Source organism: Actinomadura oligospora ATCC 43269 (genome assembly GCF_000518265.1).
In the GTDB taxonomy this organism is placed as follows: domain Bacteria; phylum Actinomycetota; class Actinomycetes; order Streptosporangiales; family Streptosporangiaceae; genus Spirillospora; species Spirillospora oligospora.
In genome coordinates, this window is record NZ_JADG01000003.1 from 285,996 (window position 1) to 310,759 (window position 24,764).

Here is a 24,764-nt window from a genome sequence, read left to right on the forward strand (position 1 = left end):
AGGACACAGCATGAGAGTCGTCGTCGCACTCGGGGGCAACGCCCTGATGCAACGCGGGGACAAGCCCGACGCGGAGATCCAGCGCGCCAACGTCCAGACCGCGGTGCGGTCGCTCGCGCCGCTGGCCGAACGGCACGAGCTGATCATCACGCACGGCAACGGTCCGCAGGTCGGCGTCCTGGCGCTGGAGAGCATCAACGACCCGAACCTGAGCCGGCCCTACCCGCTGGACACCATCGGCGCCGAGACCCAGGGCATGATCGGCTACTGGATGCTGCAGGCGCTGCAGAACGCGCTGCCCGGCCGCCAGGTGCTGTCACTGGTCAACCAGACCCTGGTGTCGGCGGTGGACCCCGCGTTCGAGGACCCGACCAAGTTCGTCGGGCAGGTCTACACACGGGAGGAGGCGGAGAAGTTCGCCAAGGAGTACGGCTGGTCGGTCCGGCCGGACGGCGACTACTGGCGGCGGGTCGTCCCGTCGCCGCAGCCGCAGCGGGTGATCGAGACCCGGCTGATCCGGCAGGCCGTCCGCACCGGCACCGTCGTGGTCTGCGCGGGGGGCGGCGGCATCCCGGTCATCCGCAACGACGTCGGGCAGCTGGAGGGCGTCGAGGCGGTCATCGACAAGGACCTCACCGCCGCGATGCTCGCCGAGACGCTGGAGGCCGACGCCTTCCTCATCCTTACCGACGTGCCGAACGTGGTGCGCGGCTACGGCACGCCACAGGCCGAGCCGATCGGCCACACCACGCCGTTCGAGCTGCGCTCGGAGGAGTTCCCGGCCGGGTCGATGGGCCCCAAGATCGACGCGGTCTGCGGGTTCGTGGAGAAGACCGGCGACATGGCCGCCATCGGCAAGCTCGACCAGTGCATCGAGATCCTGGACGGGGCCGCGGGCACGATCGTGACGCCGAACGCCACGTGGCCGCTCGCCAGCACGCTGTGACCAGGAGTATATGATCAGCGACGCAGGGTGACCGGTTCGGGGCGGGCGGATCGGGCACCCTCCCGTCGCACCTCTGCTCAGCGGCCTCAACGGCTCCCGACGAAAGCAGCGACCACCGTGGCCACCGCTTCATCAGGCTCCATGCTGCACAGCCTGTTCCGGACCAAGCCCGTCGACCAGATCGTCCAGGAGGGCGGGCAGGGCGAGCTGAAACGCTCGATGTCCCTGCTCCAGCTCACGATGTTCAGCGTGGGTGCGACCCTCGGCACCGGCATCTTCGTGGTGCTCGGGGAGGCGGTGCCGCTCGTCGGGCCCGCGATCGTGCTGTCGTTCGTCCTCGCCGCGATCACCGCGCTGTTCTCCGCGCTCTCCTACGCCGAGCTCGCCGGGACGATCCCGGTGTCCGGATCGTCCTACTCCTACACCTACGCGACCATGGGCGAGCTGATCGCCTGGGTCAGCGGCTGGTGCCTGCTGCTGGAGTACGCCGTGTCGGTGTCGGCCGTCGCGGTCGGCTGGGGCCAGTACCTGAACGACTTCTTCAGGCAGACCTTCGACTTCACGCTGCCCGAGTCGATCAGCAACCCGCCCGGCTCCGGCGGTTACCTCAACATCCCCGCCATCGTCGTTGTGGTGCTGGCGATGCTGCTGCTCCTGCAGGGCGCGTCGGAGTCCGCCACGGTCAACTCGATCATGGTGTTCCTGAAGATCGGTGTGCTGGTCTTCTTCTGCGTCGTCGCCTTCACCGCCTTCGACACCGGCAACCTCACGCCGTTCGCGCCGATGGGCTGGGCCGGGATCCAGGCCGCCGGATCGAAGGTGTTCTTCTCCTACATCGGCTTCGACGCCGCGTCCACGGCCGGTGAGGAGGCCAAGAACCCCCGGCGCGACCTGCCGCTCGCCATCATCGGCTCACTGGTGATCGTCACCGTCGTCTACGTCGCGGTCGGCCTCGCCGCCGTCGGCGCCATGAACTGGACGGAGTTCAAGCAGGGCGAGAGCGAGGCGTCGCTGTCGCTGGTCCTGGAACGCGCCACGGGCATGTCGTGGCCGTCCGCCATCCTGTCGCTCGGCGCCGTCATCGCCATCGCCAGCGTCGTGCTGTCGGTGATGTACGGCCAGACCCGCATCCTGTTCGCGATGTCCCGCGACGGCCTGGTGCCGAGGGTGTTCCAGCGGGTCAGCCCGCGCCACCGGGTGCCGGTCGCCAACACCCTCATCGTGTCGGCGTTCATCGCCCTGCTCGCCGCCGTCGTCCCCCTCGGCCACCTCGCCGACGCCACCAGCATCGGCACCCTGTTCGCGTTCGGCCTGGTCAACATCGGCGTGATCGTGCTCCGCCGCTCCCGGCCCGACCTGACCCGCAGCTTCCGAACCCCGTTCTACCCGGTCACCCCCGTGCTCGGCGTGCTGTTCTGCGCCGGGCTGATCTTCACCCTGGACCACGTGACCCAGCAGATCTTCCTGATCTGGATGGCCGTCGGCCTGGTCGTCTACTTCGCCTACAGCCGCCGCCACTCGCTGCTCGGGCGGCAGGCCGCGGGGCCAGGGCAGCCACCGATCCAGAAGGGGGCGCCATGAGCGACGCCACGCCCGCAGCGAAACCGTCCGGCAGGAACGGCAGGAACGGCAGGAACGGCAGGAACGGCAAGAACGGGAACGGGGACGGCCACCGCGTCCTGGTCGGCTACTCGCCTGATGACCGCGGCGACGACGCCCTCGCCCTCGGGTCGCTGGCCGCCCGCACCGTCGGAGCCCCGCTCGTCGTCGCCAACGTCCACCCGCCCGCCTGGCCCAGCCGCGGCGCCGGCTCGGTGGACGCCGAATGGCTCGCCTACCTGCGCGAGCAGTCCGCCGCCGCGTGCGCCCAGGCCGCCGAACGGCTGGCCGGGCTGAAGCATCCCAAACGCGGCGTCACCTACCGCGTGAACGCCCACCGGGGCAGCGGACGCGGCCTGGTCGAGGTCGCCGAGGAGATCGGCGCGACCCTGATCGTCATCGGGTCCGGGCCGCGCGGACGCCGGGACCGCATCGCCATCGGCAGCACCGCCGACCAGCTCCTGCACGGCTCGCCCGTCCCGGTCCTGCTCGCCCCACGCGGCTACGCCGAGAGTCCACCGGACCGGTTCGAGCGGCTCACCCTGGCCTACAACCGGCGCCGGGACGTCCAGTCCACGATGGACCTGCTCACCGCCTTCTCCGTCGAGTTCGGCGTGCCCGTCCGGCTGGTCACGCTCGTGCTGCGCCCGTCCGGCCTGCCCGCCCGGTTCCTCGGCGCGGACGACGTCGTCCAGCGCCAGTTCGACCAGGCAGAGAAGGACCTGGCCCACGCCCGGGAGGCCCTCGCCGAACGCGGCGTCAAGGACGTCGAGACCGAGGCCGTCCAGGGCACCCACGTAAACAAGGCTTTGAACAACGTCGACATGCTTCCCGGGGAGCTGCTCGCCACCATGTCCAGCCACGAGGGGCCCCTGCGCAAGGTGTTCGTCGGGGAGAGCTCGGGCAAGATCGTCCGCGCCTCGGGCGTGCCCGTCCTGGTGTTGCCCCGGGGCTATGGCCGGTAGCGGCGGGATCGGATCCGGCGGCGCCGAGGTGATGGCGGGCGCCGCCGCCGGCGAGCCCAGGCCCCGCCGGGTGCTCGGGCTGCCCGCCGCGACCGCGCTGGTCATCGGCAACGTCGTCGGCGTCGGCGTCTTCCAGCTCCCGGCCGCCATCGCCGGTTACGGGACGATCGGCATCGTCGCGTTCGTCGTCGTCTCGATCTGCTCGGTGCTGCTCGCCGTCGTGTTCGGCTGGCTCGCCCAGCGGCTCCCGCACACCGGCGGCCCCTACGTCTACGCCCGCGACGCCTTCGGCGAGCTCTCCGGATTCCTCACCGCCTGGTCCTACTGGATCACCGCCTGGGCCAGCAACGGCGCGCTCGTCGTCGCCTGGGTGGGCTACGTGAACGTGGTCGTCCCGCTGCACGGCAAGGGAGGGAACCTCCTGATCACCATCGGGGCACTCTGGCTGGCCGTGCTCGCCAACCTCGTCGGGGTGCGCGGCGCGGGCGCGATCGCGCTGATCACGACCATCCTGAAGTTCGTTCCGCTCGTGCTCATCGCCTTCGTCGGGCTCTTCTTCGTCCAGACGGACAACTTCGGGCCGTTCCTCGTGCACGGCAGCGCGATCGGCTCGCTCTCGGCGGCCGCCGCCGTCCTGATGTTCAGCTTCCTCGGGGTCGAGTCGGCCACCGTCGCCGCGGAGGAGGTCCACGACCCGCGCCGCAACGTCATGCGCGCCACCGTCATCGGGACCGTCGCGTCCGCCGTCGTCTACGTCGCCGGCACCATCTCGATCTTCGGACTCGTCCCGCACGGAACGCTCGAGCACTCCACGGCCCCCTACGCGGACGCCGCCAGGGCCATGATCCCCGGTTGGAGCGGCGCGGACGACACGATGGCCATCGCCGCCGTGATCTCCGGCGCCGGGACGCTCGTCGGCTGGACGCTGATCAGCGCCCGGATGCCCTACGCCGCCGCCCGCGACTCCCTGTTCCCGCAGATGTTCCTGCGCCGGAACCGGCACGGCGTCCCATGGTTCGGCCTGGTCGTCTCCGGGACGCTCGCCTCCCTGATCACCCTGCTGAACTACACCGGCGGGCTCCAGGCGGCGTTCACCGCGCTGGCGCTGCTGACGACCTTCACCGCCGCCGTCCCCTACGTGTTCTCGGCCGCCGCGCACCTGCTCTGGCTGCTCACCGACCACGGCCCGGCCGGACGTCCGGAGGCCGCGGTCCGCTTCGCCCGGGACGTGTTGGTCAGCGCGATCGCCGTGGGGTTCACCATCTGGCTCGTGGCCGGGGCGGGCTACAGTGCCGTCTACCAGGGCGTCCTGCTGCTGTTCGTGGCGATCCCGGTCTATGTGTACATGCGCTGGCGGGCCGCGCGGGCCGCGGTGCTCAAGGGCGACGCGTCCGAGAACTCCCAGGCTGGGTAATAAGGCCGGAAAAGTTAGTTAGGTAAGGCTTGCCTGCGTGAGCGACGGCACCGGCGAACGGTTGAAGGGTGGGAAGGAATTACGGCACACTGATGTTGTGAAAAACGTGAGCGAGACGTCGACCAGCGCCGAGGCCGCCCCCGCGCGGCCCGTCGGCGTGCCGTCGACACCGCCGAGCGGCGAGCGCGACACCCGCGCGCGCGTGGCCCGGCTCATTCTCGAGCACGGCCCGATCACCGCGTCCACGCTGGGGGAGCGCATAGGGCTCACGCCCGCCGCGATCCGCCGGCACCTGGACGCACTGCTCGCCGAGGGCATGATCGAGGTCCGCCGCGACCGCCGTCCGGCGCATCGCGGCCGCGGCCGCCCGGCCAAGTGGTTCGCCATCACCGACGCCGGCCGCAACGCGTTCGTGCACGCCTACGACGACCTGGCCACCAGCGCCCTGCGGTTCCTCGCCGAGACGGCGGGGGAGCGGGCGGTGGCCGAGTTCGCCCGGCGGCAGATCGCCGACCTCGAGCGACGCTACCACCCGGTCGTCCAGGGGGCGCCGCCGCAGCAGCGCGTCCGCCGCCTGGCCGAGGCACTGTCCGGCGACGGCTACGCCGCCGCCGCGGCCAAGGCCCCCCAGCCGGGGGGCGGCGAGCAGCTCTGCCAGCACCACTGCCCGGTCGCGCACGTCGCCGCGGAGTTCCCGCAGCTGTGCGAGGCCGAGACCGAGGCGTTCAGCCGCCTGCTGGGCACCCCCGTCCAGCGGCTGGCGACCATCGCCCACGGCGACGGAATATGCACCACCCACGTCAGCTCCCGGTCCCTCTGCGAGGCGTCCGGAGCCGACGTTCAGAACACCGATGACCAGGAGACCGGAGGGTCCTCCCTATGACTACGGCTGCCCACCCCGAGCTGGAAGGGCTCGACAGGTACAAGTTCGGTTGGGCCGACCCCGACACCGCCGGGGCCTCGGCGCGCCGCGGCCTGAACGAGGACGTCGTCCGCGACATCTCGGCGAAGAAGGGCGAGCCCGACTGGATGCTCGACCTCCGGCTGAAGGGGTTGCGGCTGTTCGACAAGAAGCCGATGCCCGGCTGGGGCTCGGACCTGTCGGAGATCGACTTCGACAACATCAAGTACTTCGTCCGCTCCACCGAGAAGCAGGCCGCTTCCTGGGAGGAGCTCCCCGAGGACATCAAGAACACCTACGACAAGCTCGGCATCCCGGAGGCGGAGAAGCAGCGCCTCATCGCGGGCGTCGCCGCGCAGTACGAGTCGGAGGTCGTCTACCACAAGATCCGCGACGATCTTGAGGAGAAGGGTGTCATCTTCCTCGACACCGACACCGGTCTCAAGGAGCACCCGGAGATCTTCCAGGAGTACTTCGGCTCGGTGATCCCGGTCGGCGACAACAAGTTCGCCGCGCTGAACACCTCGGTCTGGTCCGGCGGCTCGTTCATCTACGTCCCCCCGGGCGTGCACGTCGAGATCCCGCTCCAGGCCTACTTCCGGATCAACACCGAGAACATGGGCCAGTTCGAGCGGACGCTGATCATCGCGGACGAGGGCTCGTACGTGCACTACGTCGAGGGCTGTACCGCGCCGATCTACAAGTCGGACTCGCTGCACTCGGCCGTCGTCGAGATCGTCGTGAAGAAGGACGCCCGCGTCCGCTACACGACCATCCAGAACTGGTCGAACAACGTCTACAACCTGGTCACCAAGCGCGCCGTCGCCTACGAGGGCGCGACCATGGAGTGGATCGACGGCAACATCGGCTCCAAGGTCACCATGAAGTACCCGGCCGTCTACCTGCTGGGCGAGCACGCCAAGGGCGAGACCCTGTCGATCGCCTTCGCGGGCGAGGGCCAGCACCAGGACGCGGGCGCCAAGATGGTGCACGCCGCGCCGAACACCTCCTCGACGATCGTGTCGAAGTCGGTGGCGCGCGGCGGCGGCCGGACGTCCTACCGCGGCCTGGTGCAGATCCAGGAGGGCGCCGAGCACAGCAAGTCCACGGTCAAGTGCGACGCGCTGCTGGTCGACCAGATCTCCCGGTCCGACACCTACCCGTACGTCGACGTCCGCGAGGACGACGTGGAGATGGGCCACGAGGCCACCGTCTCCAAGGTGTCGGAGGACCAGCTGTTCTACCTGATGAGCCGCGGCCTCACCGAGGACGAGGCGATGGCGATGATCGTGCGCGGGTTCGTCGAGCCCATCGCGCGCGAGCTGCCGATGGAGTACGCGCTCGAGCTGAACCGGCTCATCGAGCTTCAGATGGAAGGAGCCGTCGGCTGATGGGGCTCGACACCAGGCCTCTCTCGACCTTGCACGAGAAGGCGTCCTACGAGGTCGCCGACTTCGAGGTCCCGACCGGGCGTGAGGAGGAGTGGCGGTTCACCCCGCTGCGCCGCCTGAAGGGCCTGCACAACGGCACGGCCGACGCGTCCGGCAAGGTCATCTCGGAGATCGAGACTCCGGCCGAGATCAAGGTCGAGACCGTCGGCCGGGACGACGAGCGCCTCGGCAAGGCGTTCGTGCCGTCCGACCGCGTCAGCGCGCAGGCGTGGACCTCGTTCACCGAGGCCACCGTCGTGACCGTGCCGCAGGAGGTCGAGGCGTCCGCCCCGGTCGTCATCCGGCGGCACGGCGAGGACGCGTCCGGCGCGGCGTACGGGCACACCACGGTGATCGTGGAGCCGTTCGCCAAGGCGACGGTCGTGCTGAGCCACCGCGGCTCGGCGCTCTACGCCGAGAACGTGGAGTTCGTGGTCGGCGACAGCGCCTCGCTGTCGGTGATCAGCCTGCAGGACTGGGCGGACGACGCCGTCCACGTCGGCCGGCAGCACGCGAAGCTGGGCCGGGACGCCCGCTTCACCTCGCACAACATCAGCCTGGGCGGCGACCTGGTGCGGATCTCCCCGTCGGTGGAGTACGCCGAGCGCGGCGGCGACGCCGAGCTGTACGGCGTGTACTTCGCCGACGGCGGCCAGCACCTGGAGCACCGGCTGCTGGTCGACCACGCCGTCGCGACCTGCCGCAGCCGCGTGGACTACCGCGGCGCGCTGCAGGACCAGGACGCCCACGCGGTCTGGATCGGCGACGTGATCATCCGGGCCGAGGCCGAGGGCACCGACACCTACGAGCTGAACCGCAACCTCGTCCTCACCGACGGGACGCGGGTCGACTCGGTGCCGAACCTGGAGATCCTGACCGGCGAGGTCGCCGGGGCGGGGCACGCGTCGGCGTCGGGAAGGCTGGACGACGAGCACCTGTTCTACCTTCAGGCGCGCGGCATCCCGTTCGACCAGGCCCGCCGCATGGTGGTGCGGGGCTTCCTCGGCCAGCTCGTCGACCGGATCCAGGTCGAGGAGGTGCGGGAGAAGGTCGCCGCGGCGATCGAGGCCGAGCTCGACCGGGCCCCGGCGCCGGAGACGGAGCCGGCCCGATGAGCTTCGTGAAGGTCTGCCCGCTGGCCGAGATCCCGGCGGACGGCGCGCTCGCCGTCGAGGTGGACGACACCCCGGTCGCGGTGGTGCGCAGCGGCGATGAGGTGTTCGCGGTCAGCGACATCTGCTCGCACGCGGAGGTCTCGCTCTCCGAGGGCGAGGTCTACAACGGCACGATCGAGTGCTGGCTGCACGGGTCCTGCTTCGACCTCCGGAGCGGCAAGCCCACCAACCCGCCCGCGACGCAGCCCGTCGCCACCTACAAGGTCAAGGTCGAGGACGGCGACGTCTACGTCTCGCTCGACTCCGAGGACTAGGAAACACAGATATGGCCACCCTTGAGATCCGCGACCTGCACGTCTCCGTCGGAGCGGGCGAGGACGCGAAGGAGATCCTGCGCGGCGTCGACCTGACCGTCAAGGCGGGCGAGACGCACGCGATCATGGGCCCGAACGGGTCCGGCAAGTCCACGCTCGCCTACGCGATCGCGGGCCACCCGAAGTACACCGTCACCTCCGGCACGGTCACCCTGGACGGCGAGGACGTCCTGGAGATGAGCGTCGACGAGCGGGCCCGCGCGGGCCTGTTCCTGGCGATGCAGTACCCGGTGGAGGTGCCGGGCGTGTCGGTGTCGAACTTCCTGCGCTCGGCCGTCACCGCCGTCCGCGGCGAGGCGCCGAAGCTGCGCGTGTTCGCCAAGGAGACCAAGGCCGCGATGGACGCGCTGTCCATCGACCCGGCGTTCGCCCAGCGCTCGCTGAACGAGGGCTTCTCCGGCGGCGAGAAGAAGCGGCACGAGATCCTCCAGCTGGAGATGCTCAAGCCGAAGATCGCGGTGCTGGACGAGACCGACTCCGGCCTGGACGTGGACGCCCTGAAGGTCGTCTCCGAGGGCATCAACCGGTTCCACGACGGCGACCCCGAGACCGGCGTCCTGCTGATCACGCACTACACCCGCATCCTGCGGTACGTGAAGCCGGACTTCGTGCACGTGTTCGCCGGCGGCCGGATCGTCGAGCAGGGCGGCCCGGAGCTGGCCGACCAGCTCGAGAGCGAGGGCTACGAGAAGTACGTGAAGGCGGGCGCGTCGGCATGACCCTGTTGCCCGAGGAGATCAAGAAGGACTTCCCCCTCCTCCAGCGGACGGTCCGGGGCGGGAACCCGCTGATCTACCTGGACTCCGGGGCGACCTCGCAGAAGCCGGTCCAGGTGCTGGACGCCGAGCGGGAGTTCTACGAGAAGCGCAACGCGGCCGTCCACCGGGGCGCGCACCTGCTCGCCGAGGAGGCGACGGACGCGTTCGAGAGCGCGCGCGAGAAGATCGCGCGGTTCGTCGGGGCCGTGCCGGGCGAGATCGTGTTCACCAAGAACGCGACCGAGGCGATCAACCTGGTGGCGTACGCGATGAGCAACGCCGCCACGTTCGGTCCCGAGGCCGACCGGTTCAAGGTGGGTCCGGGCGACGAGGTCCTCGTCACCGAGATGGAGCATCACGCCAACCTCGTCCCCTGGCAGCAGCTCTGCCAGCGGACGGGCGCGACGCTGCGCTGGTTCGGGATCACCGACGAGGGCCGCCTGGACCTGTCCGAGCTCGACTCGCTGGTGAACGAGCGGACCAAGCTGGTCGCGCTCACGCACCAGTCGAACGTGCTCGGCACCGTCCCGCCGGTCGAGCTGATCGCCGCGCGGGCCCGCCAGGTCGGCGCGCTGGTCGTGCTGGACGCCGCGCAGTCGGTGCCGCACATGCCGGTGGACGTGGCGTCCCTCGGCGCCGACTTCCTGGTGTTCTCGGGCCACAAGATGCTCGGCCCGACCGGGATCGGCGTGCTGTGGGGCCGCTCGGAGCTGCTGGAGGCGATGCCCCCGTTCATCACCGGCGGCTCGATGATCGAGACCGTCACGATGGAGGGCACCACCTTCATGCCGCCGCCGCAGCGGTTCGAGGCCGGGTCGCCGAACGTGGCGCAGGCCGTGGCGCTCGGCGCGGCGGTCGACTACCTGTCGGACCTCGGCATGGCGAACGTCCACGCGCACGAGGTCACGCTCACCGGGTACGCCCTGGAGCGGCTCGGCGAGATCGCGGGCGTGCGGGTCATCGGCCCGGGCACGACCGAGGCGCGCGGCGGCGCGGTGTCGTTCACGGTGGAGGAGATCCACCCGCACGACGTCGGCCAGGTGCTGGACGAGCTGGGCGTGGAGGTCCGGGTCGGACACCACTGCGCCAAGCCGATCTGCCGCCGGTTCGGCATCCCCGCGACGACCCGGGCGTCCTTCTACGTGCACAACACCCTGGCGGACGTCGACGCCCTCGCCGACGGCGTCCGGCAGGCGCAGAAGTTCTTCGGAACAGCCTGATCCAGCGGGCTGTTGAAGAACGACGAAGGCCCCTCACGAGGAAACGGAAGCCATGCAGCTTGAGGCGATGTACCAGGAGGTCATCCTGGACCATTACCGCAATCCCCATCACAAGGGGCTGCGGGAGCCGTTCGAGGGCGAGGCGCACCACGTCAACCCCACCTGCGGGGACGAGGCGACGGTGCGCGTCCACCTGGACGGCGTGGGCCGGGACGCGGTCGTCGCGGACGTCTCGTACGACGCCATGGGCTGCTCGATCAGCCAGGCCAGCGCGTCGGTCATGACCGACCTGGTCATCGGAAAGTCCGTCAAGGAGGCGATGGGCGTCGGCGAGGAGTTCCTCGCGCTGATGCAGTCGCGCGGCCAGGACGTCGAACTGGACGAGGACGTCCTGGAGGACGCCATCGCCTTCGCCGGGGTGTCGAAGTACCCCGCCCGGATCAAGTGCGCCCTGCTCGCCTGGATGGCGTTCAAGGACGCGACCGCCCGCGCCCTGGGAGAGGCAGCATGAGCGAGAACGCCACCGAAACCGAGACCGCCGAGGTCGCCACGGCCGTGGAGCCCTCGGCCGTCACCGAGACGGCCGCCGAGGCCGTCAGCGAGCCCGAGACGGCCGCCGAGGCCGTGCCGGGCACTCCGGCCCCCGAGCCCGACGCCACCCCGGACGAGGAGATCCTGGAGGCTCTCCGCGACGTGGTGGACCCGGAGCTCGGCATCAACGTCGTGGACCTGGGCCTGGTCTACGGGGTGACCATCGCCGACGAGGTGGCCACCCTGGACATGACGCTGACCAGCGCCGCGTGTCCGCTCACCGACGTGATCGAGGACCAGGCGCACAGCGCGCTGGAGGGCCTGGTCAAGGACGTGAAGATCAACTGGGTCTGGCTGCCGCCGTGGGGCCCGGACAAGATCACCGACGAGGGCCGGGACCAGCTGCGCGCCCTCGGCTTCAACGTCTGATCCGTCCGGCCCCTGCGGGGCCCCGGACGCCTGACCTGAGGCGTCGTGCGGAGGCCGCACCCCGAATCGGGGTGCGGCCTCCGCCGTCCTAGCCTTGTCCCCATGCAGGACGCCCTCCCCGAGTCACCCGAGGAACTCCGGGCCCGCCGCGCCGCGTCCTTCGGCGCGAACGCGGCCGCCTACGCCGCCGAGCGCCCCGACTACCCGGTCGCGGCCGTCCGGTGGGCGCTGGACCGCCTTCCGGGCCGTCCGGCCCGTGTGCTCGATCTGGGGGCCGGGACGGGCAAGCTGACCGGCGTCCTGCTCGAGGCCGGGATCCCGGCCGAGGCGATCACCGCTGTCGAGCCCGACGCGGCGATGCTGGCCGAGCTGCGCCGGGCCCACCCCGGTGTGACCGCCCTCCAGGGCACCGCCGAGGAGATCCCGCTGCCGGACGGCTCGGTCGACGCCGTCCTGGCGGGCCAGGCGATGCAGTGGTTCGACCTGGACCGGGCGTACCCGGAGATGCACCGCGTCCTGACGCCGGGAGGCGTCATGGGCGCCCTCTGGAACCGGTACGACACCGCGGTCCCGTGGGTGGCCGAGATGAAGCGGATCGCCCGCGGCGGCTTCGCGGTCGAGCAGGGGCGCGCCAGGCGGCTGCCGGACCACCCGCTGTTCCCCCACGTCGAGCGCACCGAGTTCCCGCACCTCCAGCGCCGGACGGCCGAGTCGATGGCCGCGACGATCGGCACCCACTCACACGTCCTGATCATGGACGCCCCGAAGCGCGAGGCCCTCCTGAACAGGATCGTCGACCACCTGCGCGCCACCCCGGACACCGCCGCCGGCGAGTTCGACCTCCCCCTGATCACCCTCACCATCCGCGCCGTCGCCCGCTGAGCCGCGCGGCGCCGGCTACCGGCGGTGGCGGCGGAGGGCGGCGATGGTCCAGACCAGGATCAGGACGATCAGAGCCTGGAGCGCCGCTCCGGAGGGCGGATGGCCCGTGAGATGGGGGTACCAGGCGTGCATGCCTCCATCGTCGCGGCCTCGGCCTGCGGGGACATCGTCGGCGGGCCGGAGATCGGGTGTACTCCGAAGGATGTAGGCGGGTCCGGCCCGGGGGAGGGCGCGGGAGGTCCGCGGTGGTGCTGGGATAGGGGGGTGCAGCGCCTCACCACCAGGCAGGACGCCATGATCGCGCCGCTCGCTTTCGCGGGCGGCGTCCTGCTGCTGTTCGCCCACGGGTACGTGCGGTGGACGGTGCACGGCTGGAGCGCGCCGATCGGGCTCCGGGCCGTCCCGCTGGCCGTGATGTGCGTCGGGATGCTGTTCCGGCGGACGGCCCCCATGACCGGGCTGGCGATCTCGACGGCCGGGAACCTCTTCGAGGTGATCCTCGGGCCGAGCCTGGGCGGCGCGGTGATCTACACCGACGCGCTGTACGCGGCGACGCTGTACGGGCCGCGCGCGGCGGTGCGATGGCTGCTCGGCACGACGGTCGGGGCCTCGCTGTCGGTGGTGGCCGGGGTCGGGCTGCTGGTCGGCAGGCTCGGGCCCGGCGTGGTGCTCGGCGCGGTCGCCGGGACGACCTGGCTGACGCCGGTGCTGACCGCCATGATCGTCCGGGAGCACCGGGACCGCGCGGAGGCCGAGCGGGAGCGGGCCGGGCAGGTGGCGCGGCTGGCGGAGATGGACCGGCTGGCCGCCGTGACGGCCGAGCGGGCGCGGATGGCGCGGGAGCTGCACGACGTGGTCGCCAACCACCTGAGCGCGGTGGCGCTGCACGCGACGGCGCTGCTGCGGGTGCGCGACCTGGACGAGGAGGGCCTGCGGCGGGCCATGGAGGTCATCCGGGAGAACAGCGTGCAGGGGCTGACCGAGATGCGGCGCATGATCGGCCTGCTGCGGGAGGAGGGGGCCGACCCGCCCGCCGCGCCCCGGCTGGCTGAGCTGGACCGCCTGGTCGCGCACGCCGCGCGCTCGGACCTGTCGGCGCGGCTGGAGGTCGTGGGGGAGCCGTACGCGCCGCCGGCGGCCGTCGAGCTGGCCGCCTACCGGATCGTCCAGGAGTCGCTGACGAACGCGCTCAAGCACGGCGGCCCGGGGCGGGCCGAGGTCCGGCTGACCTACGGGACGGGACGGGTGGCGGTGCGCGTGACCAGCCCGCTCGGCGGGGCGTCGGAGTTGCCGGGCGCGGGCGCCGGGCTGATCGGAATGCGGGAGCGGGCCACGCTGCTCGGCGGGGAGTTCGCCGCCGGGGCGCACGGCGGGGCCTGGGTGGTGCGGGCGGAGCTGCCCCTCGACGGAGGGGTGGACGGAGGGGGCACACGGTGATCAGGGTGCTGGTGGCCGACGACCAGGCGGCGGTGCGGGCCGGGATCGCGCTGATCCTGCGCGCGGCCCCGGACGTGGAGGTGGTCGCGGAGGCCGCCGACGGCGAGGAGGCCGTCGCGCTGACCCGCGAGCTGCGGCCGGACGTGGTCCTGATGGACGTCCGTATGCCGAGGATGGACGGGATCGCCGCGACCCGCGAGGTCGCCGGGCTCGCCGACGTGCTGGTGCTGACGACGTTCGACGCCGACGAGCACGTGTTCGGGGCCCTGCGCGCGGGCGCGGCCGGGTTCCTGCTGAAGGACGTGGACGCCGACCGGCTGGTGGACGCCGTCCGGACGGTCGCGGCGGGGGAGGGGGTGATCGCGCCGCAGGTCACCCGGCGGCTGATCGGCGCGTTCGCCGCCGCGCCCGCGCCCGCCGAGCCCGTGGCGCTGGACGTGCTCACCCCGCGCGAGCGGGACGTCCTGGCGTGCCTGGGGGACGGCCTGTCGAACCAGCAGATCGCCGAACGCCTGGAGATGGCGGAGACGACCGCGAAGACGCACGTCAGCCGCATCCTGGCCAAGCTGGGGCTGCGCAGCCGGGTGCAGGCCGCGATCGTGGCCCGCGAGCACGGCGACGAGCTCCGCTGACCCCGCTCAGGGGGCCATGCCACGGATCAGGTCGGCCACCCGGACGATCCCGAGGCAGCGGCCGAGCTCGTCGGTGACGACCAGGTCGTCGTACACGCGCTCGGCGTCCTGCCCGGCCGCGCGCAGCGCGGCGACGGCCGGGACGGTGCGCGGCACCGGACGCGGGGCGTCGGCGAGCCGGACGGCGGGCCGGTGCGCGTGCAGCGCGTGCCCGTACGCCCCGGACAGCTTCAGCAGGAACCGGGTCCGGTCGACGCTCGCGACCGGCCGCTGGCGCGCGTCCACCAGGACGACGCTCGTCGCGCCCGTCTCGGCGTTCAGCGTGGTGAGGACCTCGTCGGCGGTGACGGTCTCGGGCAGCGTCATGGCCGGGATGGTGAACTCCGAGACGCGCGGCCCGAGGTCCGCCGCCGCCGGACGGGCCGGGCCGGGCGCGTCGCGTCCGGCCACCGGGACCGTGACCGGTTCCCCGGGCCGCCATCCCGGGGGCGCGAACGCCGGGCCCTGAGCCAGCCGGACGCCCAGCCCGCGCTGCTGGAGCACCTGCTGCTCGGTGGCCAGGCCGGGCGTGAGCAGGTGGGTGCCGAGGCCGTGCGCCAGTTCCACCAGCGCCCGCACCAGCGCCTCCCTGCGCGGGTCGGTCGGCGCCCGCCGGACGAGGTCGGGATGCACCGCGACCAGGTAGGGGACGGTCTCGGCGAGCAGGTCCAGCGGGGCGTGGGCGGCGCCCAGCTCGCCCAGGCCGACCAGGTACCCGGCCCGGCGCAGGGCGTGCAGCCCGGCGGCGACGGCCTGCCGCTGGAACGGCGGGAAGCCCCCGGCGACCGAGACGATGAACTCGCCGGGCCGCCGTCCGGTCGCGGCGAGCCGCCGGTGCAGCTCGGTCAGCACCGGTTCCCCGCGCGCGACCGTCTCGGCGCGGACCGTCACCAGCAGGGGCAGCCGGGTGGGCAGCAGGGCGCCCGCCCCGGCGGCGTGCGCGGCGCGCCCGAGATCGGCGCGGACCGCGTCGTCGGTGGGCTCGGGGCTCAGCCTCGGGTCGAGCGGCAGCGCCCCGGCGTCCGGGGCGAGCGCCTCGACCGCGACGACCGCGCCCGACTCCAGGTCGATGACCGGCTGGAACAGCTCCCGGGCCGGGATCAGAACTTCTTGCGGTGACACGACCGCATCATCGCTGGTCAAAGCGGGTAAAACGAGCGTCGTCAGCCGCCGTTCACCAACATTTCGTCACCGCGCGACGAACCTCACCGCCTGTCGGACGCCCGACTACGCCCCGCCGCCGAAGGCTTCGAGGACGCCGCCACAAAGGACGCCGCCGCAAGGGGACGCGGCTGCTAGGGGGCGCGGCCACCGGTCAGGGCGGACAGGAGGTAGGTGACACCGGCGAGGAGCGCGAGCCAGGCGTAGGGCGCGACGTCGGCGCCCCGGAGCGCCTGGACGACCAGCGCGGCCACCAGGCCCGCCGACAGGACGTCGCCGGTCATCGCCGCCGCCTTCAGGTGCGTCCGGCCCCGGTGTCCGCGGCCGAACGCCTCGCTGATCGCCAAGCCCTGCTCGTCCCGCCGGTACGCCAGATGCGCCGCGTACCCGGCGAGCACCGCCAGGGCGACCAGCGCGGTGCCCCGGCGGCCGTCCGCCAGCAGGACCCCGCCGACCACCAGACCCGCGCCGAGGACGAGGACGGGAACCGCCCACCGACGTGCCGACCTGCGTTCGGGAGCCAACCACATGGAGGACATCTTTCCCGATCAGCGGCACAGCGGACAGCCGTTCGCGGCACCCGCCTTCGGACGGCCTGCGGGGCGGCGGCGATCCGCGTCACTGTGCGGTGCTGTGGATCATCCGGAACTCGACGCCGAACGGGTCCCTGACGTCGGCCATCCGGCCGTACGGGGTGTCCCACGGGCCGCCCCTGAGGACGCCGCCGCCGTCCTTCACCCGCTGGACGGCCTGGTCGGTGTCGGTCACCTCGAAGTACATGACCCACAGCGGGAACTCGCGCTTCTCGTCGCGCGCGATCCCGCCGATCGGCCGGTTGTCCGGGCGGGCGAGCACGTGGAACTCCTCGTCCGGCCCGGCGTCGACCTTCTCCGGACGCAGGTCGAACACCGTCTGGTAGAAGGAGCGCGCCGCGGCGGTGTCGCGGGTGTGGAGCTCCTCCCAGGCGAACGAGCCCGGCTCGTTGACGATGCCCGAGCCCGGCATGGACTTGCCCTGCCAGAGCCCGAACTGCGCGCCGGACGGGTCCTTCGCCATGGCCATCCGGCCGTGCTCGAACACGTCCCCGACGGGCTGGACGACCTCGCCGCCCGCGTCGGCGATCCGCTTGATCGTCCCGTCGGCGTCGTCGGTCGCGAAGTACAGGTTCCACCAGTGGCGGCCGCCGGTGCTGTCCGCGGGCACCTGGACCATGCCCGCGATCATCTGGCCGTTTAGCATGACGGCCTCGTAGCCCATGGCGTCCGGGCCGAGGTTCTGGAAGCTCCAGCCGAACAGCCCGCCGTAGAACGTCTTCGCGCGCGCGATGTCCGGGATGCCGATGTCGACGTAGCTCGGAGTGCCGAGCGGTGGATTGCTGGTCACGCGGACCATCACGGTTCCCCCTTGTCGTGGCCGGGTGGGTCCCGGCCCCTCGGGTGGTCTTCCCGGGCATGTTCTCGCCACGCCCAGCGTTCGTACATGCGTTTGAAGGTTTTCGGCATGGCCGGACCGGGCGGGCCGTCCACGTAGACTGATCGGCTGCGCCTCCACCCGCCTCATCTGTCAGGGAAACACTTGTGATCATCGCGAACGACATCGAGCTGCGCGCCGGGGCCCGGCTGCTGATCGAGGGCGCCACCTTCCGGGTCAACCCCGGCGACCGGGTCGGCCTGGTCGGGCGCAACGGCGCGGGCAAGACCACGCTCACCAAGGTGCTCGCCGGGGACGCGCAGCCCGCCGCGGGCGGGGTCACCCGCTCCGGCACGCTCGGCTACCTGCCGCAGGACCCGCGCGGGGTCGACCTGGAAGAGCTCGCCCGCGACCGGATCCTGTCCGCCCGGGGCCTGGACGAGGTGATCCGCAAGCTGCGCGCGGCCGAGGAGCGGATGGCCACCAAGACCGGCGCCGACCGGGACAAGGCCGTCCGGCAGTACGGACGGCTGGAGGAGCGGCTGCACATCCTCGGCGGCTACTCGGCCGAGGCCGAGGCGGCGTCGATCGCGTCCAGCCTGGGGCTGCCCGACCGCGTCCTCGGACAGCCGCTCGGCACCCTGTCGGGCGGCCAGCGCCGCCGCGTCGAGCTGGCCCGCATCCTGTTCTCCGGCGCCGACACCCTGCTGCTGGACGAGCCGACCAACCACCTGGACGCCGACTCGATCATGTGGCTGCGCGACTTCCTCAAGTCGCACCAGGGCGGCCTGGTGGTGATCAGCCACGACGTGGAGCTGCTGGACGTGGTCGTGAACCGGGTGTTCCACCTGGACGCCAACCGCAGCATCGTCGACATCTACAACGTCGGCTGGAAGAAGTACCAGGAGGCGCGCGAGACCGACGAGCGCCGCCGCAAGCGGGAACGCGCCAACGCCCAGCGCCAGGCGTCCACGCTGCTGTCCCAGGCCGACAAGATGCGCGCCAAGGCCACCAAGGCCAAGGCGGCCCAGCAGATGGACCGGCGGGCCCGGCAGCTGCTGGCGGGCGTGGAGGACGAGCGGCAGGCCGACAAGGTCGCCAAGATCCGCTTCCCCGACCCGGCCCCGTGCGGCAAGACCCCGCTCACCGCGGAAGGTTTGTCCAAGTCGTACGGTTCCTTGGAGATCTTCACCGATGTCTCCCTCGCCGTGGACCGCGGCAGCCGGGTGGTCATCCTGGGCCTGAACGGCGCGGGCAAGACCACGCTCCTGCGCCTGCTGGCGGGCCAGGACAAGTCCGACACCGGGAAGGTCGTCCCCGGGCACGGGCTGCGGATCGGCTACTACGCCCAGGAGCACGAGACCCTCGAGGTCGAGCGCTCGGTGCTGGAGAACATGCAGTCCGCCGCGCCGGACCTCCCGCCGGTCGAGGTCCGCAAGATCCTCGGCTCGTTCCTGTTCTCCGGGGACGACGTGGACAAGCCCGCCGGCGTGCTGTCCGGCGGCGAGAAGACCAGGCTCGCGCTCGCCATGCTGGTCGTCTCCAGCGCCAACGTGCTGCTGCTGGACGAGCCGACCAACAACCTCGACCCCGCGTCCCGCGAGGAGATCCTCGCGGCGCTGCGCACCTTCGCCGGGGCCATCGTCCTGGTGACGCACGATGAGGGTGCGGTGTCGGCGCTCCGGCCGGAAAGAGTGATTTTGCTTCCAGATGGGGTCGAGGACATCTGGAGTGACGAGTTTGCCGATCTGGTGGCACTTGCGTGACCTGCATGGGGAGTTCGACAGATCTTTTCTGGCGGAGTGGGTAGCCGAACGCGCGGGAATGACTGATCATGGCGGGGGATAACGCAGCGGTCACCACATCACTACGGGAGGTACTCGTGGCCGAGACCCTCAAGAAGGGCACCCGCGTGACCGGTGCCGAGCGCGACAAGCTGGCGGCGGAACTCAAGAAGAGGTACGACTCCGGCGAGAGCATCCGCGCCCTGGCAGCCGCCACCGGCCGCTCCTACGGCTTCATCCACCGGATTCTCACCGAATCCGGCGTCAACCTGCGCGGTCGCGGAGGGGCGACCCGCGGCAAGAAGTCCTGACCCCGGGCCTGGTCCGGTGGGAACCGGCGTGCACTGCCGCACGAGGCACGGCGCGTCCCTCCGGACGGGCGGACCGCCTGACCTGCCGTCGCGGACGACCGAGTAGGGTTCGGTCGCGACGGCGGGCCGGGTACCGTCCCCGCGCGTGCCGCGCGCGGGTCGCCCCGTCCGCCGTGCTGCACGTCGACACAGCGGAGAAGGGGTATGTCATGGCGGACGCGGAGCTGGGACGGCCGGAACCGGCCACGACGGCGGGACCGCCCACCGAGGCGGAGCTCGCCGAGGGCGGGCTGCGGCTCGAGGTGGACGGGGCGGTCGCGACCGTCACGCTCGCCCGGCCCGAGCGGCGCAACGCCATGACGTTCGCCACCTGGCGGTCGCTGGCGGCCATCGGCCGCACGCTGCCGCCGGAGGTGCGGGTCGTCGTCCTCCGCGGCGACGGCCCGTCGTTCTCCGCCGGCATCGACCTGTCGATGTTCTCCGGCGGGGAAGGGGGGTTCCCCTTCGGGGCCGACGATGAGACGGGCGACCGGTTCATCGCGGGCCTGCAGGAGGGCTACACCTGGCTGCGGAATCCGGAGATCGTCACCGTCGCGGCGGTGCACGGGCACGCGATCGGCGGGGGCTTCCAGCTCGCGCTGGCCTGCGACATCCGGATCGCCGCGGAGGACGCGAAGTTCTGCATGAAGGAGCCCGCGCTCGGCCTGGTGCCGGACCTGACCGGCACCAAACCCCTGGTCGAGATCGTGGGCGTCAACCGGGCGATGGAGCTCTGCCTCACCGCCCGGACCGTGGACGCCGCCGAGGCGGCCCGACTCGGCTTCGTCGAGCGGGTCGTCCCGTCGGACGGCCTCGACGCGGCGGTGGAGGCCCTCACGGCCGAGCTGCTCGCGGTCAACGCCGAGGCCGCCGTCGCCACCAAGCGGCTGCTGCTCGAGGCCCCGCAGAACACCCTGGACGAGCAGCGCGCCGCCGAGCGGCGTGAGCAGCTCGTCCGGCTGCGCGCGCTGGCCGCCGCCTTCAGCGGCTGACCCGCCTGCCCCTGTGAACTCTTCCGCACCGGCCACGCTGTCGTGGCCGGTGCGGAACGTTCCACTTCCCATTCGGTCAAGTGGAGAAAACCCGCCGTGCGGACGGCGCGCCCGTCCGCACGGCGGTGCCATTCTTGCGGAGAGATCAGGATTTCGGCCAGTCCTCAGGGGGACTGTCTCGAAGTTTTCGGATATTTCGGTTACTTGAGCGAAGTATCTCCGCCCGGGGCGACCGGAAGCAGGACGCGGCTCGCGCCCGGCCGGAGGGTGACCGCGGTGCCCGCCGGGTGGCGGAGTGTGTAGTCGTAGTCGGTCGACAGGATGATCACGCCCAGCCGGTGTCCCGCCTTGACCGTGTAGTCGGTGGGCTGCATGTCCCAGCGGAAGGAGTAGGTCTTCCCGGGCGTGAGCGGCTCGCTGCGGGAGATCGAGCTCCGGTTGCGCGCGTCCAGCCAGCCCCGCGTGATGATCTTGTAGGGGGCCGTCTCGGTGGCGAGCTCCTGCCGGAGGGTGCAGCCCTCGTCACCTGGGACGCTCTGGCCGTAGCAGACCTTGTCGGTCGTGGTGACCCGGGCACCGGTGGGCCGCGTGTCGGTGCCGTAGTCCACCAGCAGTGCGGTCAGGTAGGGCGACGAGCCGTTGAGCGAGGCGCGGATGTCGGCCTTCGGGATGCCGTCCAGCCGCAGCGGCTTGGACAGCGGCCCGGTCAGGTAGGCCAGCCGGTTCGGGTCGGCCTTGTCCTCGCCGGTGAGCAACTGCTCGGCGGTGCGGGTGCGGCCCTCGTCGGTGAACGCCTGCGGCGCGCCGCTCCGGGGACGCGTCCCGAGGACGCCGGGCTGGCCGCCGGAGCCGGATCCGGGGTTCAGGCTGACCGGAAGCGTGCGGGTGCCGGGGAGCGGCCAGTCCTTGGCGGTCTCCCACGAGCCGTCCGGGTGCTGGATGTCCACCTTCGGCTCGTTCTCGATGCCGTTGCGGATCCCGTACAGGTACCGGTCGAACCAGTGGTGCGTCTGGCGCAGCCACTCGTCGATGCGCCAGCGGAACGGGGTGGCGTGGTTGGCCTGGTGCAGCCACAGCTTGTGCGGGACGCCCGCCTTCTTCAGGGCGTTCCACCACCGGACGGACTGCTCGGTCTTGACGTTCCAGTCGTTCAGGCCGTGCACCACCATCACGGCCGCCTTCACCTTCCTGGCGTCCTTGACGTAGTTACGGTCGTCCCAGAAGGGGCTGTAGTCGCCGGTGTCGCGGTCCTGGCGCGCCTCGATCTCGTCGATGACCTGCTTGCAGACCTCGGGGTTCTTCCGCGTCAGGACGGCCTTGGCGAGCACGTCCAGGTCCTCGCCCTGGTATCCGCCGGGCGCGATCACCCCGCCGTTGTCGCGGTAGTACCCGTACCAGTCGGAGATGCCCGCGATCGGGACGATGGCCTTCAGGCCGTCCACGCCGGTCGCGGCGGCCATGTTCGGCAGCGTCCCGTCGTAGGACTGGCCGATCATGCCGACGTTCCCGGTGGACCAGTCGGCCTTCACCGGCGTCCCGTCCGGGGCCCAGCCGCGCGCCCGGCCGTTCAGCCAGTCCACCGCGGCCTTCGCGCCCGCCTGTTCGTTGCGCGCGCCGGACGTCGGGCAGCCGGTCGAGCCGCCGGTGCCGACGCTGTCCAGGTCAGCGACGGCGTACCCGCGCGGCAGGAAGTAGTTGTCGTAGTAGCCGGGGAAGACCTCGGCGAGGTTCCGCTGGAACCGGGTGGCGGCCAGGCTGCTGGTCCCGCCGATGTCCACCGGGTGGTTCGGGACGTCCAGGATGCCCGCCCAGTACGGGCTCGGCTCCATGATCGTCGGGACCTTGAGGCCCTGCCCGGTCTCCTTCGGGCGCATGATCCGCAGCCGGACGGTGTCGCGCTTGCCGTCCCGGTCGCTGTCGACCGTGGTCTCGATGTCGACGGCCTGGCTGATCGCGTCCGCCCGGGAGAACACGGGCTGCGTCTCGCCGTCCCTGACCTGGGCGGACGTCTTCTCTGTGGGCTTCGTTGCCGGTCTGCCCGGGGTCGCGGCGGACGCGTCCGGCGCGAGCGCGGTGAGCGTCACGACGGCGACGGCGGCCGCGCCCGCCGTGAGGAATCGCTTCATGGGGGCTCCTGGGGGGATATGAGCCGGTAGTGACTGAAATGTCACATGGGAGTGAACCCCACAAGATCGAATTTGGGAAGGGTGGTGACCTGGATCGGACCGGGATCCCGGCCGCGGCGCGGCCGGGAACGGCGCCCGGGGACGGGGGCGCGGGATCCGGGCGCGGGATCGGGAAGGCGCGACGCCTCCGGGACGTTGTCCACGGTGCGAGCTGAGATGCTTACTTGATTACGTTCGCTCGACGACGTGCGCCGGCCGGTGTCCGTGCCGCGCGACGTCCACGTCCGCGAGGACCTTGGGAGGGCCTGAATGGGGATGCCCGGGATGCCGGGGAACGGCTGGCAGGTGATGGCCTCGTTCCGGCGGGACAGCTCGGTCACGCAGAAGAAGCTGGCCAAGGGGACCGTCAAGCGGATCGCCGGGTACGCCCGGCCCTACGTCCGCGACCTGGTGCTGTTCCTGGCGTTGAACGCGCTCGGCGCGGTGATCGTGGTGGCCAACCCGCTGCTGCTGAAGGGGATCATCGACCACGGGATCATCCCGCGCGACAAGGGCGTCGTGGTCGGCCTGGCGCTCACCGTGGCGGCCCTGGCGCTGCTGGAGGCCGTGCTCGGGCTCGCCCAGCGCTGGTACTCGGCGCGGATCGGCGAGGGCCTGATCTACGACCTGCGGACACAGGTGTTCGGGCACGTCCAGCGGCAGCCCGTCGCGTTCTTCATGCGCGCCCAGACCGGCTCGCTGATCAGCCGCCTCAACAGCGACGTGATCGGCGCGCAGCGGGCCCTGACGACCACGCTGTCCTCGGTGGTGTCCAACGTGATCAGCCTGGTCCTGGTGCTGGTCACGATGCTGGTGCTGTCCTGGCAGGTCACCCTGATCGCGCTCCTGCTGCTCCCGATCTTCGTGCTGCCCGCCAAGTGGGTCGGCAAGCGGCTGCAGGCCGTCAGCCGCGAGCAGATGCAGCTGGACGCCGAGATGAGCTCGCTGATGACCGAGCGGTTCAACGTCGCCGGGGCGATGCTCGCCAAGCTCTACGGCCGTCCGGCCGAGGAGGAGGAGACCTTCGCCGGACGGGCCGCCCGCGTCCGCGACATCGGCGTCGTCTCGGCCATGTACGGCCGGGTGTTCTTCACCGCGCTGACCCTGGTCGCCGCGCTCGCGACCGCGATGGTCTACGGCGTCGGCGGCGCGCTGGTCGTGGACGGCAGCTTCCAGCTGGGCACCCTGGTCGCCCTCGCGACCCTGCTGACCCGCATGTACGGGCCGCTGACCGCGCTGTCCAACGTGCACGTGGACGTGATGACCGCACTGGTCAGCTTCGACCGCGTCTTCGAGGTGCTCGACCTCAAGCCGCTCATCGACGACAAGGACGACGCCACGCCGCTCACCGTGGACGAGGACGAGGCGCCCGCGATCGAGTTCGACCACGTGTCGTTCAGCTACCCGTCCGGCGAGGAGGTCTCGCTGGCCTCGCTGGAGTCGATCGCGCGCAGCGACACCGCGCCCGCCCGCGACGTGCTGTTCGACGTGGACTTCACCGCCGAGCCGGGACGGCTCGTCGCGCTGGTCGGGCCGTCGGGGGCGGGCAAGTCCACGATCACGCACCTGGTGTCGCGGCTGTACGACGTGTCCGGCGGCGCGCTCCGGATCGGCGGGCAGGACGTCCGGGACGTCACGCTCGACTCGCTCCGCGCCCGCGTCGGGGTCGTCAGCCAGGACGCGCACCTGTTCCACGACTCCATCCGCGAGAACATGCGGTACGCCCGTCCGGACGCGACCGACGAGCAGATCACCGCGGCGCTCGAGGCGGCGCAGGTCGGGGAGCTGATCGCCGACATGCCCGACGGCCTGGACACCGTGGTCGGCGACCGCGGCTACCGGCTGTCGGGCGGCGAGAAGCAGCGCCTGGCCATCGCCCGCCTGCTGCTCAAGGCCCCCTCGGTGGTCGTCCTGGACGAGGCGACCGCGCACCTGGACTCCGAGTCCGAGGCGGCCGTCCAGCGGGCCCTGGCGACCGCGCTCGCGGGCCGGACGTCCCTGGTGATCGCGCACCGGCTGTCCACGATCCGCGAGGCGGACCAGATCCTGGTGGTCGACGGCGGGCGGATCGTCGAGCACGGACGGCACGAGGACCTGCTCGCGGGCGGTGGCCTGTACGCCGAGCTGTACCGCACCCAGTTCGCCCGCCAGGAGGGACGAGCCGACGCCGCGCCCGCCCTCGCCGCCGACTGACCGCCGGACGGCCGACTGACCCGGTGTCGTCACCGGT

Annotated in this window: 23 protein-coding genes; 19 read left to right on the forward strand and 4 right to left on the reverse strand. The window is 71.7% G+C overall.

The features are described 5' to 3' along the window. The first annotated feature begins 10 nt into the window (after positions 1 to 10). The 15 genes from arcC to P696_RS0101355 all read left to right on the forward strand — a co-directional run bounded on the left by arcC (position 11) and on the right by P696_RS0101355 (position 14,633). Positions 11 to 946: a carbamate kinase gene (gene arcC / locus P696_RS0101280; RefSeq protein ID WP_026410919.1), complete on the forward strand. Its 936-nt coding sequence runs from the start codon at positions 11 to 13 to the stop codon at positions 944 to 946. Between the two features lie 141 nt (positions 947 to 1,087). After that, entirely contained in the window at positions 1,088 to 2,527 is a 1,440-nt protein-coding gene (locus tag P696_RS42460; RefSeq protein ID WP_084336637.1) for an amino acid permease, read from the forward strand. Further along, positions 2,524 to 3,510 carry a universal stress protein gene (locus P696_RS0101290; protein WP_084336639.1) on the forward strand — a complete coding sequence of 329 codons (987 nt, stop codon included), beginning with the start codon at positions 2,524 to 2,526 and terminating at the stop codon, positions 3,508 to 3,510. Before P696_RS42460 ends, P696_RS0101290 begins: the two co-directional genes overlap by 4 nt. Beyond that, entirely contained in the window at positions 3,500 to 4,924 is a 1,425-nt protein-coding gene (locus P696_RS42465; protein ID WP_211245574.1) for an APC family permease, read from the forward strand. The genes P696_RS0101290 and P696_RS42465 overlap by 11 nt, the downstream gene beginning before the upstream one ends. 157 nt (positions 4,925 to 5,081) lie before the next feature. After that, entirely contained in the window at positions 5,082 to 5,807 is a 726-nt protein-coding gene (locus P696_RS0101300) for a helix-turn-helix transcriptional regulator (RefSeq protein WP_051466799.1), read from the forward strand. Then, positions 5,804 to 7,216 (forward strand): Fe-S cluster assembly protein SufB, encoded by a 1,413-nt coding sequence (gene sufB / locus P696_RS0101305; RefSeq protein ID WP_026410922.1) that lies wholly within the window; start codon positions 5,804 to 5,806, stop codon positions 7,214 to 7,216. The genes P696_RS0101300 and sufB overlap by 4 nt, the downstream gene beginning before the upstream one ends. Beyond that, entirely contained in the window at positions 7,216 to 8,370 is a 1,155-nt protein-coding gene (gene sufD / locus P696_RS0101310; protein ID WP_026410923.1) for a Fe-S cluster assembly protein SufD, read from the forward strand. The genes sufB and sufD overlap by 1 nt, the downstream gene beginning before the upstream one ends. Continuing rightward, positions 8,367 to 8,684 (forward strand): non-heme iron oxygenase ferredoxin subunit, encoded by a 318-nt coding sequence (locus tag P696_RS0101315; protein ID WP_026410924.1) that lies wholly within the window; start codon positions 8,367 to 8,369, stop codon positions 8,682 to 8,684. Before sufD ends, P696_RS0101315 begins: the two co-directional genes overlap by 4 nt. A gap of 11 nt (positions 8,685 to 8,695) precedes the next feature. Continuing rightward, positions 8,696 to 9,463, forward strand: coding sequence for a Fe-S cluster assembly ATPase SufC (sufC, locus tag P696_RS0101320; protein ID WP_026410925.1), 768 nt, complete (start codon positions 8,696 to 8,698; stop codon positions 9,461 to 9,463). Then, positions 9,460 to 10,722, forward strand: coding sequence for a cysteine desulfurase (locus P696_RS0101325; protein WP_026410926.1), 1,263 nt, complete (start codon positions 9,460 to 9,462; stop codon positions 10,720 to 10,722). The genes sufC and P696_RS0101325 overlap by 4 nt, the downstream gene beginning before the upstream one ends. Before the next feature lie 52 nt (positions 10,723 to 10,774). Then, entirely contained in the window at positions 10,775 to 11,233 is a 459-nt protein-coding gene (sufU, locus tag P696_RS0101330; RefSeq protein ID WP_026410927.1) for a Fe-S cluster assembly sulfur transfer protein SufU, read from the forward strand. Beyond that, the gene (locus tag P696_RS0101335; protein WP_425394118.1) at positions 11,230 to 11,682 is read left to right on the forward strand and encodes a metal-sulfur cluster assembly factor; all 453 of its coding nucleotides are present in this window, start codon (positions 11,230 to 11,232) and stop codon (positions 11,680 to 11,682) included. The genes sufU and P696_RS0101335 overlap by 4 nt, the downstream gene beginning before the upstream one ends. A 102-nt stretch (positions 11,683 to 11,784) precedes the next feature. Then, on the forward strand, positions 11,785 to 12,564 hold the full coding sequence (locus P696_RS0101340) for a class I SAM-dependent methyltransferase (RefSeq protein WP_026410929.1): 780 nt from the start codon (positions 11,785 to 11,787) through the stop codon (positions 12,562 to 12,564). A gap of 264 nt (positions 12,565 to 12,828) precedes the next feature. Then, positions 12,829 to 14,001, forward strand: coding sequence for a sensor histidine kinase (locus P696_RS0101350; protein ID WP_026410930.1), 1,173 nt, complete (start codon positions 12,829 to 12,831; stop codon positions 13,999 to 14,001). Further along, complete coding sequence (locus P696_RS0101355; protein ID WP_026410931.1) at positions 13,998 to 14,633, forward strand: response regulator; 636 nt, start codon at positions 13,998 to 14,000, stop codon at positions 14,631 to 14,633. The genes P696_RS0101350 and P696_RS0101355 overlap by 4 nt, the downstream gene beginning before the upstream one ends. A gap of 6 nt (positions 14,634 to 14,639) precedes the next feature. On the opposite strand, the gene P696_RS42470 is transcribed toward P696_RS0101355, so the two are convergent. The 3 genes from P696_RS42470 to P696_RS0101370 all read right to left on the reverse strand — a co-directional run bounded on the left by P696_RS42470 (position 14,640) and on the right by P696_RS0101370 (position 17,216). Then, positions 14,640 to 15,794 (reverse strand): EAL domain-containing protein, encoded by a 1,155-nt coding sequence (locus tag P696_RS42470; protein WP_051466547.1) that lies wholly within the window; start codon positions 15,792 to 15,794, stop codon positions 14,640 to 14,642. Positions 15,795 to 15,967: 173 nt separating this feature from the next. Further along, complete coding sequence (locus P696_RS0101365; protein ID WP_026410932.1) at positions 15,968 to 16,363, reverse strand: hypothetical protein; 396 nt, start codon at positions 16,361 to 16,363, stop codon at positions 15,968 to 15,970. A gap of 88 nt (positions 16,364 to 16,451) precedes the next feature. Beyond that, on the reverse strand, positions 16,452 to 17,216 hold the full coding sequence (locus tag P696_RS0101370) for a VOC family protein (protein ID WP_170026285.1): 765 nt from the start codon (positions 17,214 to 17,216) through the stop codon (positions 16,452 to 16,454). 194 nt (positions 17,217 to 17,410) lie between these two features. Between P696_RS0101370 and P696_RS0101375 the strand changes: the two genes are divergently transcribed. The 3 genes from P696_RS0101375 to P696_RS0101385 all read left to right on the forward strand — a co-directional run bounded on the left by P696_RS0101375 (position 17,411) and on the right by P696_RS0101385 (position 20,369). Continuing rightward, the gene (locus tag P696_RS0101375) at positions 17,411 to 19,009 is read left to right on the forward strand and encodes an ABC-F family ATP-binding cassette domain-containing protein (protein WP_026410934.1); all 1,599 of its coding nucleotides are present in this window, start codon (positions 17,411 to 17,413) and stop codon (positions 19,007 to 19,009) included. A gap of 116 nt (positions 19,010 to 19,125) precedes the next feature. Further along, on the forward strand, positions 19,126 to 19,338 hold the full coding sequence (locus P696_RS0101380; RefSeq protein ID WP_012852589.1) for a helix-turn-helix domain-containing protein: 213 nt from the start codon (positions 19,126 to 19,128) through the stop codon (positions 19,336 to 19,338). 209 nt (positions 19,339 to 19,547) lie between these two features. Then, on the forward strand, positions 19,548 to 20,369 hold the full coding sequence (locus P696_RS0101385) for an enoyl-CoA hydratase/isomerase family protein (protein ID WP_026410935.1): 822 nt from the start codon (positions 19,548 to 19,550) through the stop codon (positions 20,367 to 20,369). Between the two features lie 200 nt (positions 20,370 to 20,569). Here P696_RS0101385 and P696_RS0101390 read toward each other — a convergent pair whose 3' ends face one another. After that, positions 20,570 to 22,495, reverse strand: a complete 1,926-nt coding sequence (locus P696_RS0101390; RefSeq protein ID WP_026410936.1) for a Xaa-Pro dipeptidyl-peptidase — start codon at positions 22,493 to 22,495, stop codon at positions 20,570 to 20,572. Between the two features lie 315 nt (positions 22,496 to 22,810). Between P696_RS0101390 and P696_RS42475 the strand changes: the two genes are divergently transcribed. Beyond that, positions 22,811 to 24,727, forward strand: a complete 1,917-nt coding sequence (locus tag P696_RS42475) for an ABC transporter ATP-binding protein (RefSeq protein WP_425394126.1) — start codon at positions 22,811 to 22,813, stop codon at positions 24,725 to 24,727. Positions 24,728 to 24,764 lie beyond the last annotated feature (37 nt).

Bases quoted from the DNA above. Each gene is read 5' to 3' on its own strand.
- arcC (WP_026410919.1), top strand. From the start codon at position 11: ATGAGAGTCGTCGTCGCACTCGGGGGCAACGCCCTGATGCAACGCGGG.
- P696_RS42460 (WP_084336637.1), top strand. From the start codon at position 1,088: ATGCTGCACAGCCTGTTCCGGACCAAGCCCGTCGACCAGATCGTCCAG.
- P696_RS0101290 (WP_084336639.1), top strand. From the start codon at position 2,524: ATGAGCGACGCCACGCCCGCAGCGAAACCGTCCGGCAGGAACGGCAGG.
- P696_RS42465 (WP_211245574.1), top strand. From the start codon at position 3,500: ATGGCCGGTAGCGGCGGGATCGGATCCGGCGGCGCCGAGGTGATGGCG.
- sufB (WP_026410922.1), top strand. From the start codon at position 5,804: ATGACTACGGCTGCCCACCCCGAGCTGGAAGGGCTCGACAGGTACAAG.
- sufD (WP_026410923.1), top strand. From the start codon at position 7,216: ATGGGGCTCGACACCAGGCCTCTCTCGACCTTGCACGAGAAGGCGTCC.
- P696_RS0101315 (WP_026410924.1), top strand. From the start codon at position 8,367: ATGAGCTTCGTGAAGGTCTGCCCGCTGGCCGAGATCCCGGCGGACGGC.
- sufC (WP_026410925.1), top strand. From the start codon at position 8,696: ATGGCCACCCTTGAGATCCGCGACCTGCACGTCTCCGTCGGAGCGGGC.
- P696_RS0101325 (WP_026410926.1), top strand. From the start codon at position 9,460: ATGACCCTGTTGCCCGAGGAGATCAAGAAGGACTTCCCCCTCCTCCAG.
- sufU (WP_026410927.1), top strand. From the start codon at position 10,775: ATGCAGCTTGAGGCGATGTACCAGGAGGTCATCCTGGACCATTACCGC.
- P696_RS0101335 (WP_425394118.1), top strand. From the start codon at position 11,230: ATGAGCGAGAACGCCACCGAAACCGAGACCGCCGAGGTCGCCACGGCC.
- P696_RS0101340 (WP_026410929.1), top strand. From the start codon at position 11,785: ATGCAGGACGCCCTCCCCGAGTCACCCGAGGAACTCCGGGCCCGCCGC.
- P696_RS0101365 (WP_026410932.1), bottom strand. From the start codon at position 16,363: ATGTGGTTGGCTCCCGAACGCAGGTCGGCACGTCGGTGGGCGGTTCCC.
- P696_RS0101385 (WP_026410935.1), top strand. From the start codon at position 19,548: ATGGCGGACGCGGAGCTGGGACGGCCGGAACCGGCCACGACGGCGGGA.
- P696_RS0101390 (WP_026410936.1), bottom strand. From the start codon at position 22,495: ATGAAGCGATTCCTCACGGCGGGCGCGGCCGCCGTCGCCGTCGTGACG.
- P696_RS42475 (WP_425394126.1), top strand. From the start codon at position 22,811: ATGCCCGGGATGCCGGGGAACGGCTGGCAGGTGATGGCCTCGTTCCGG.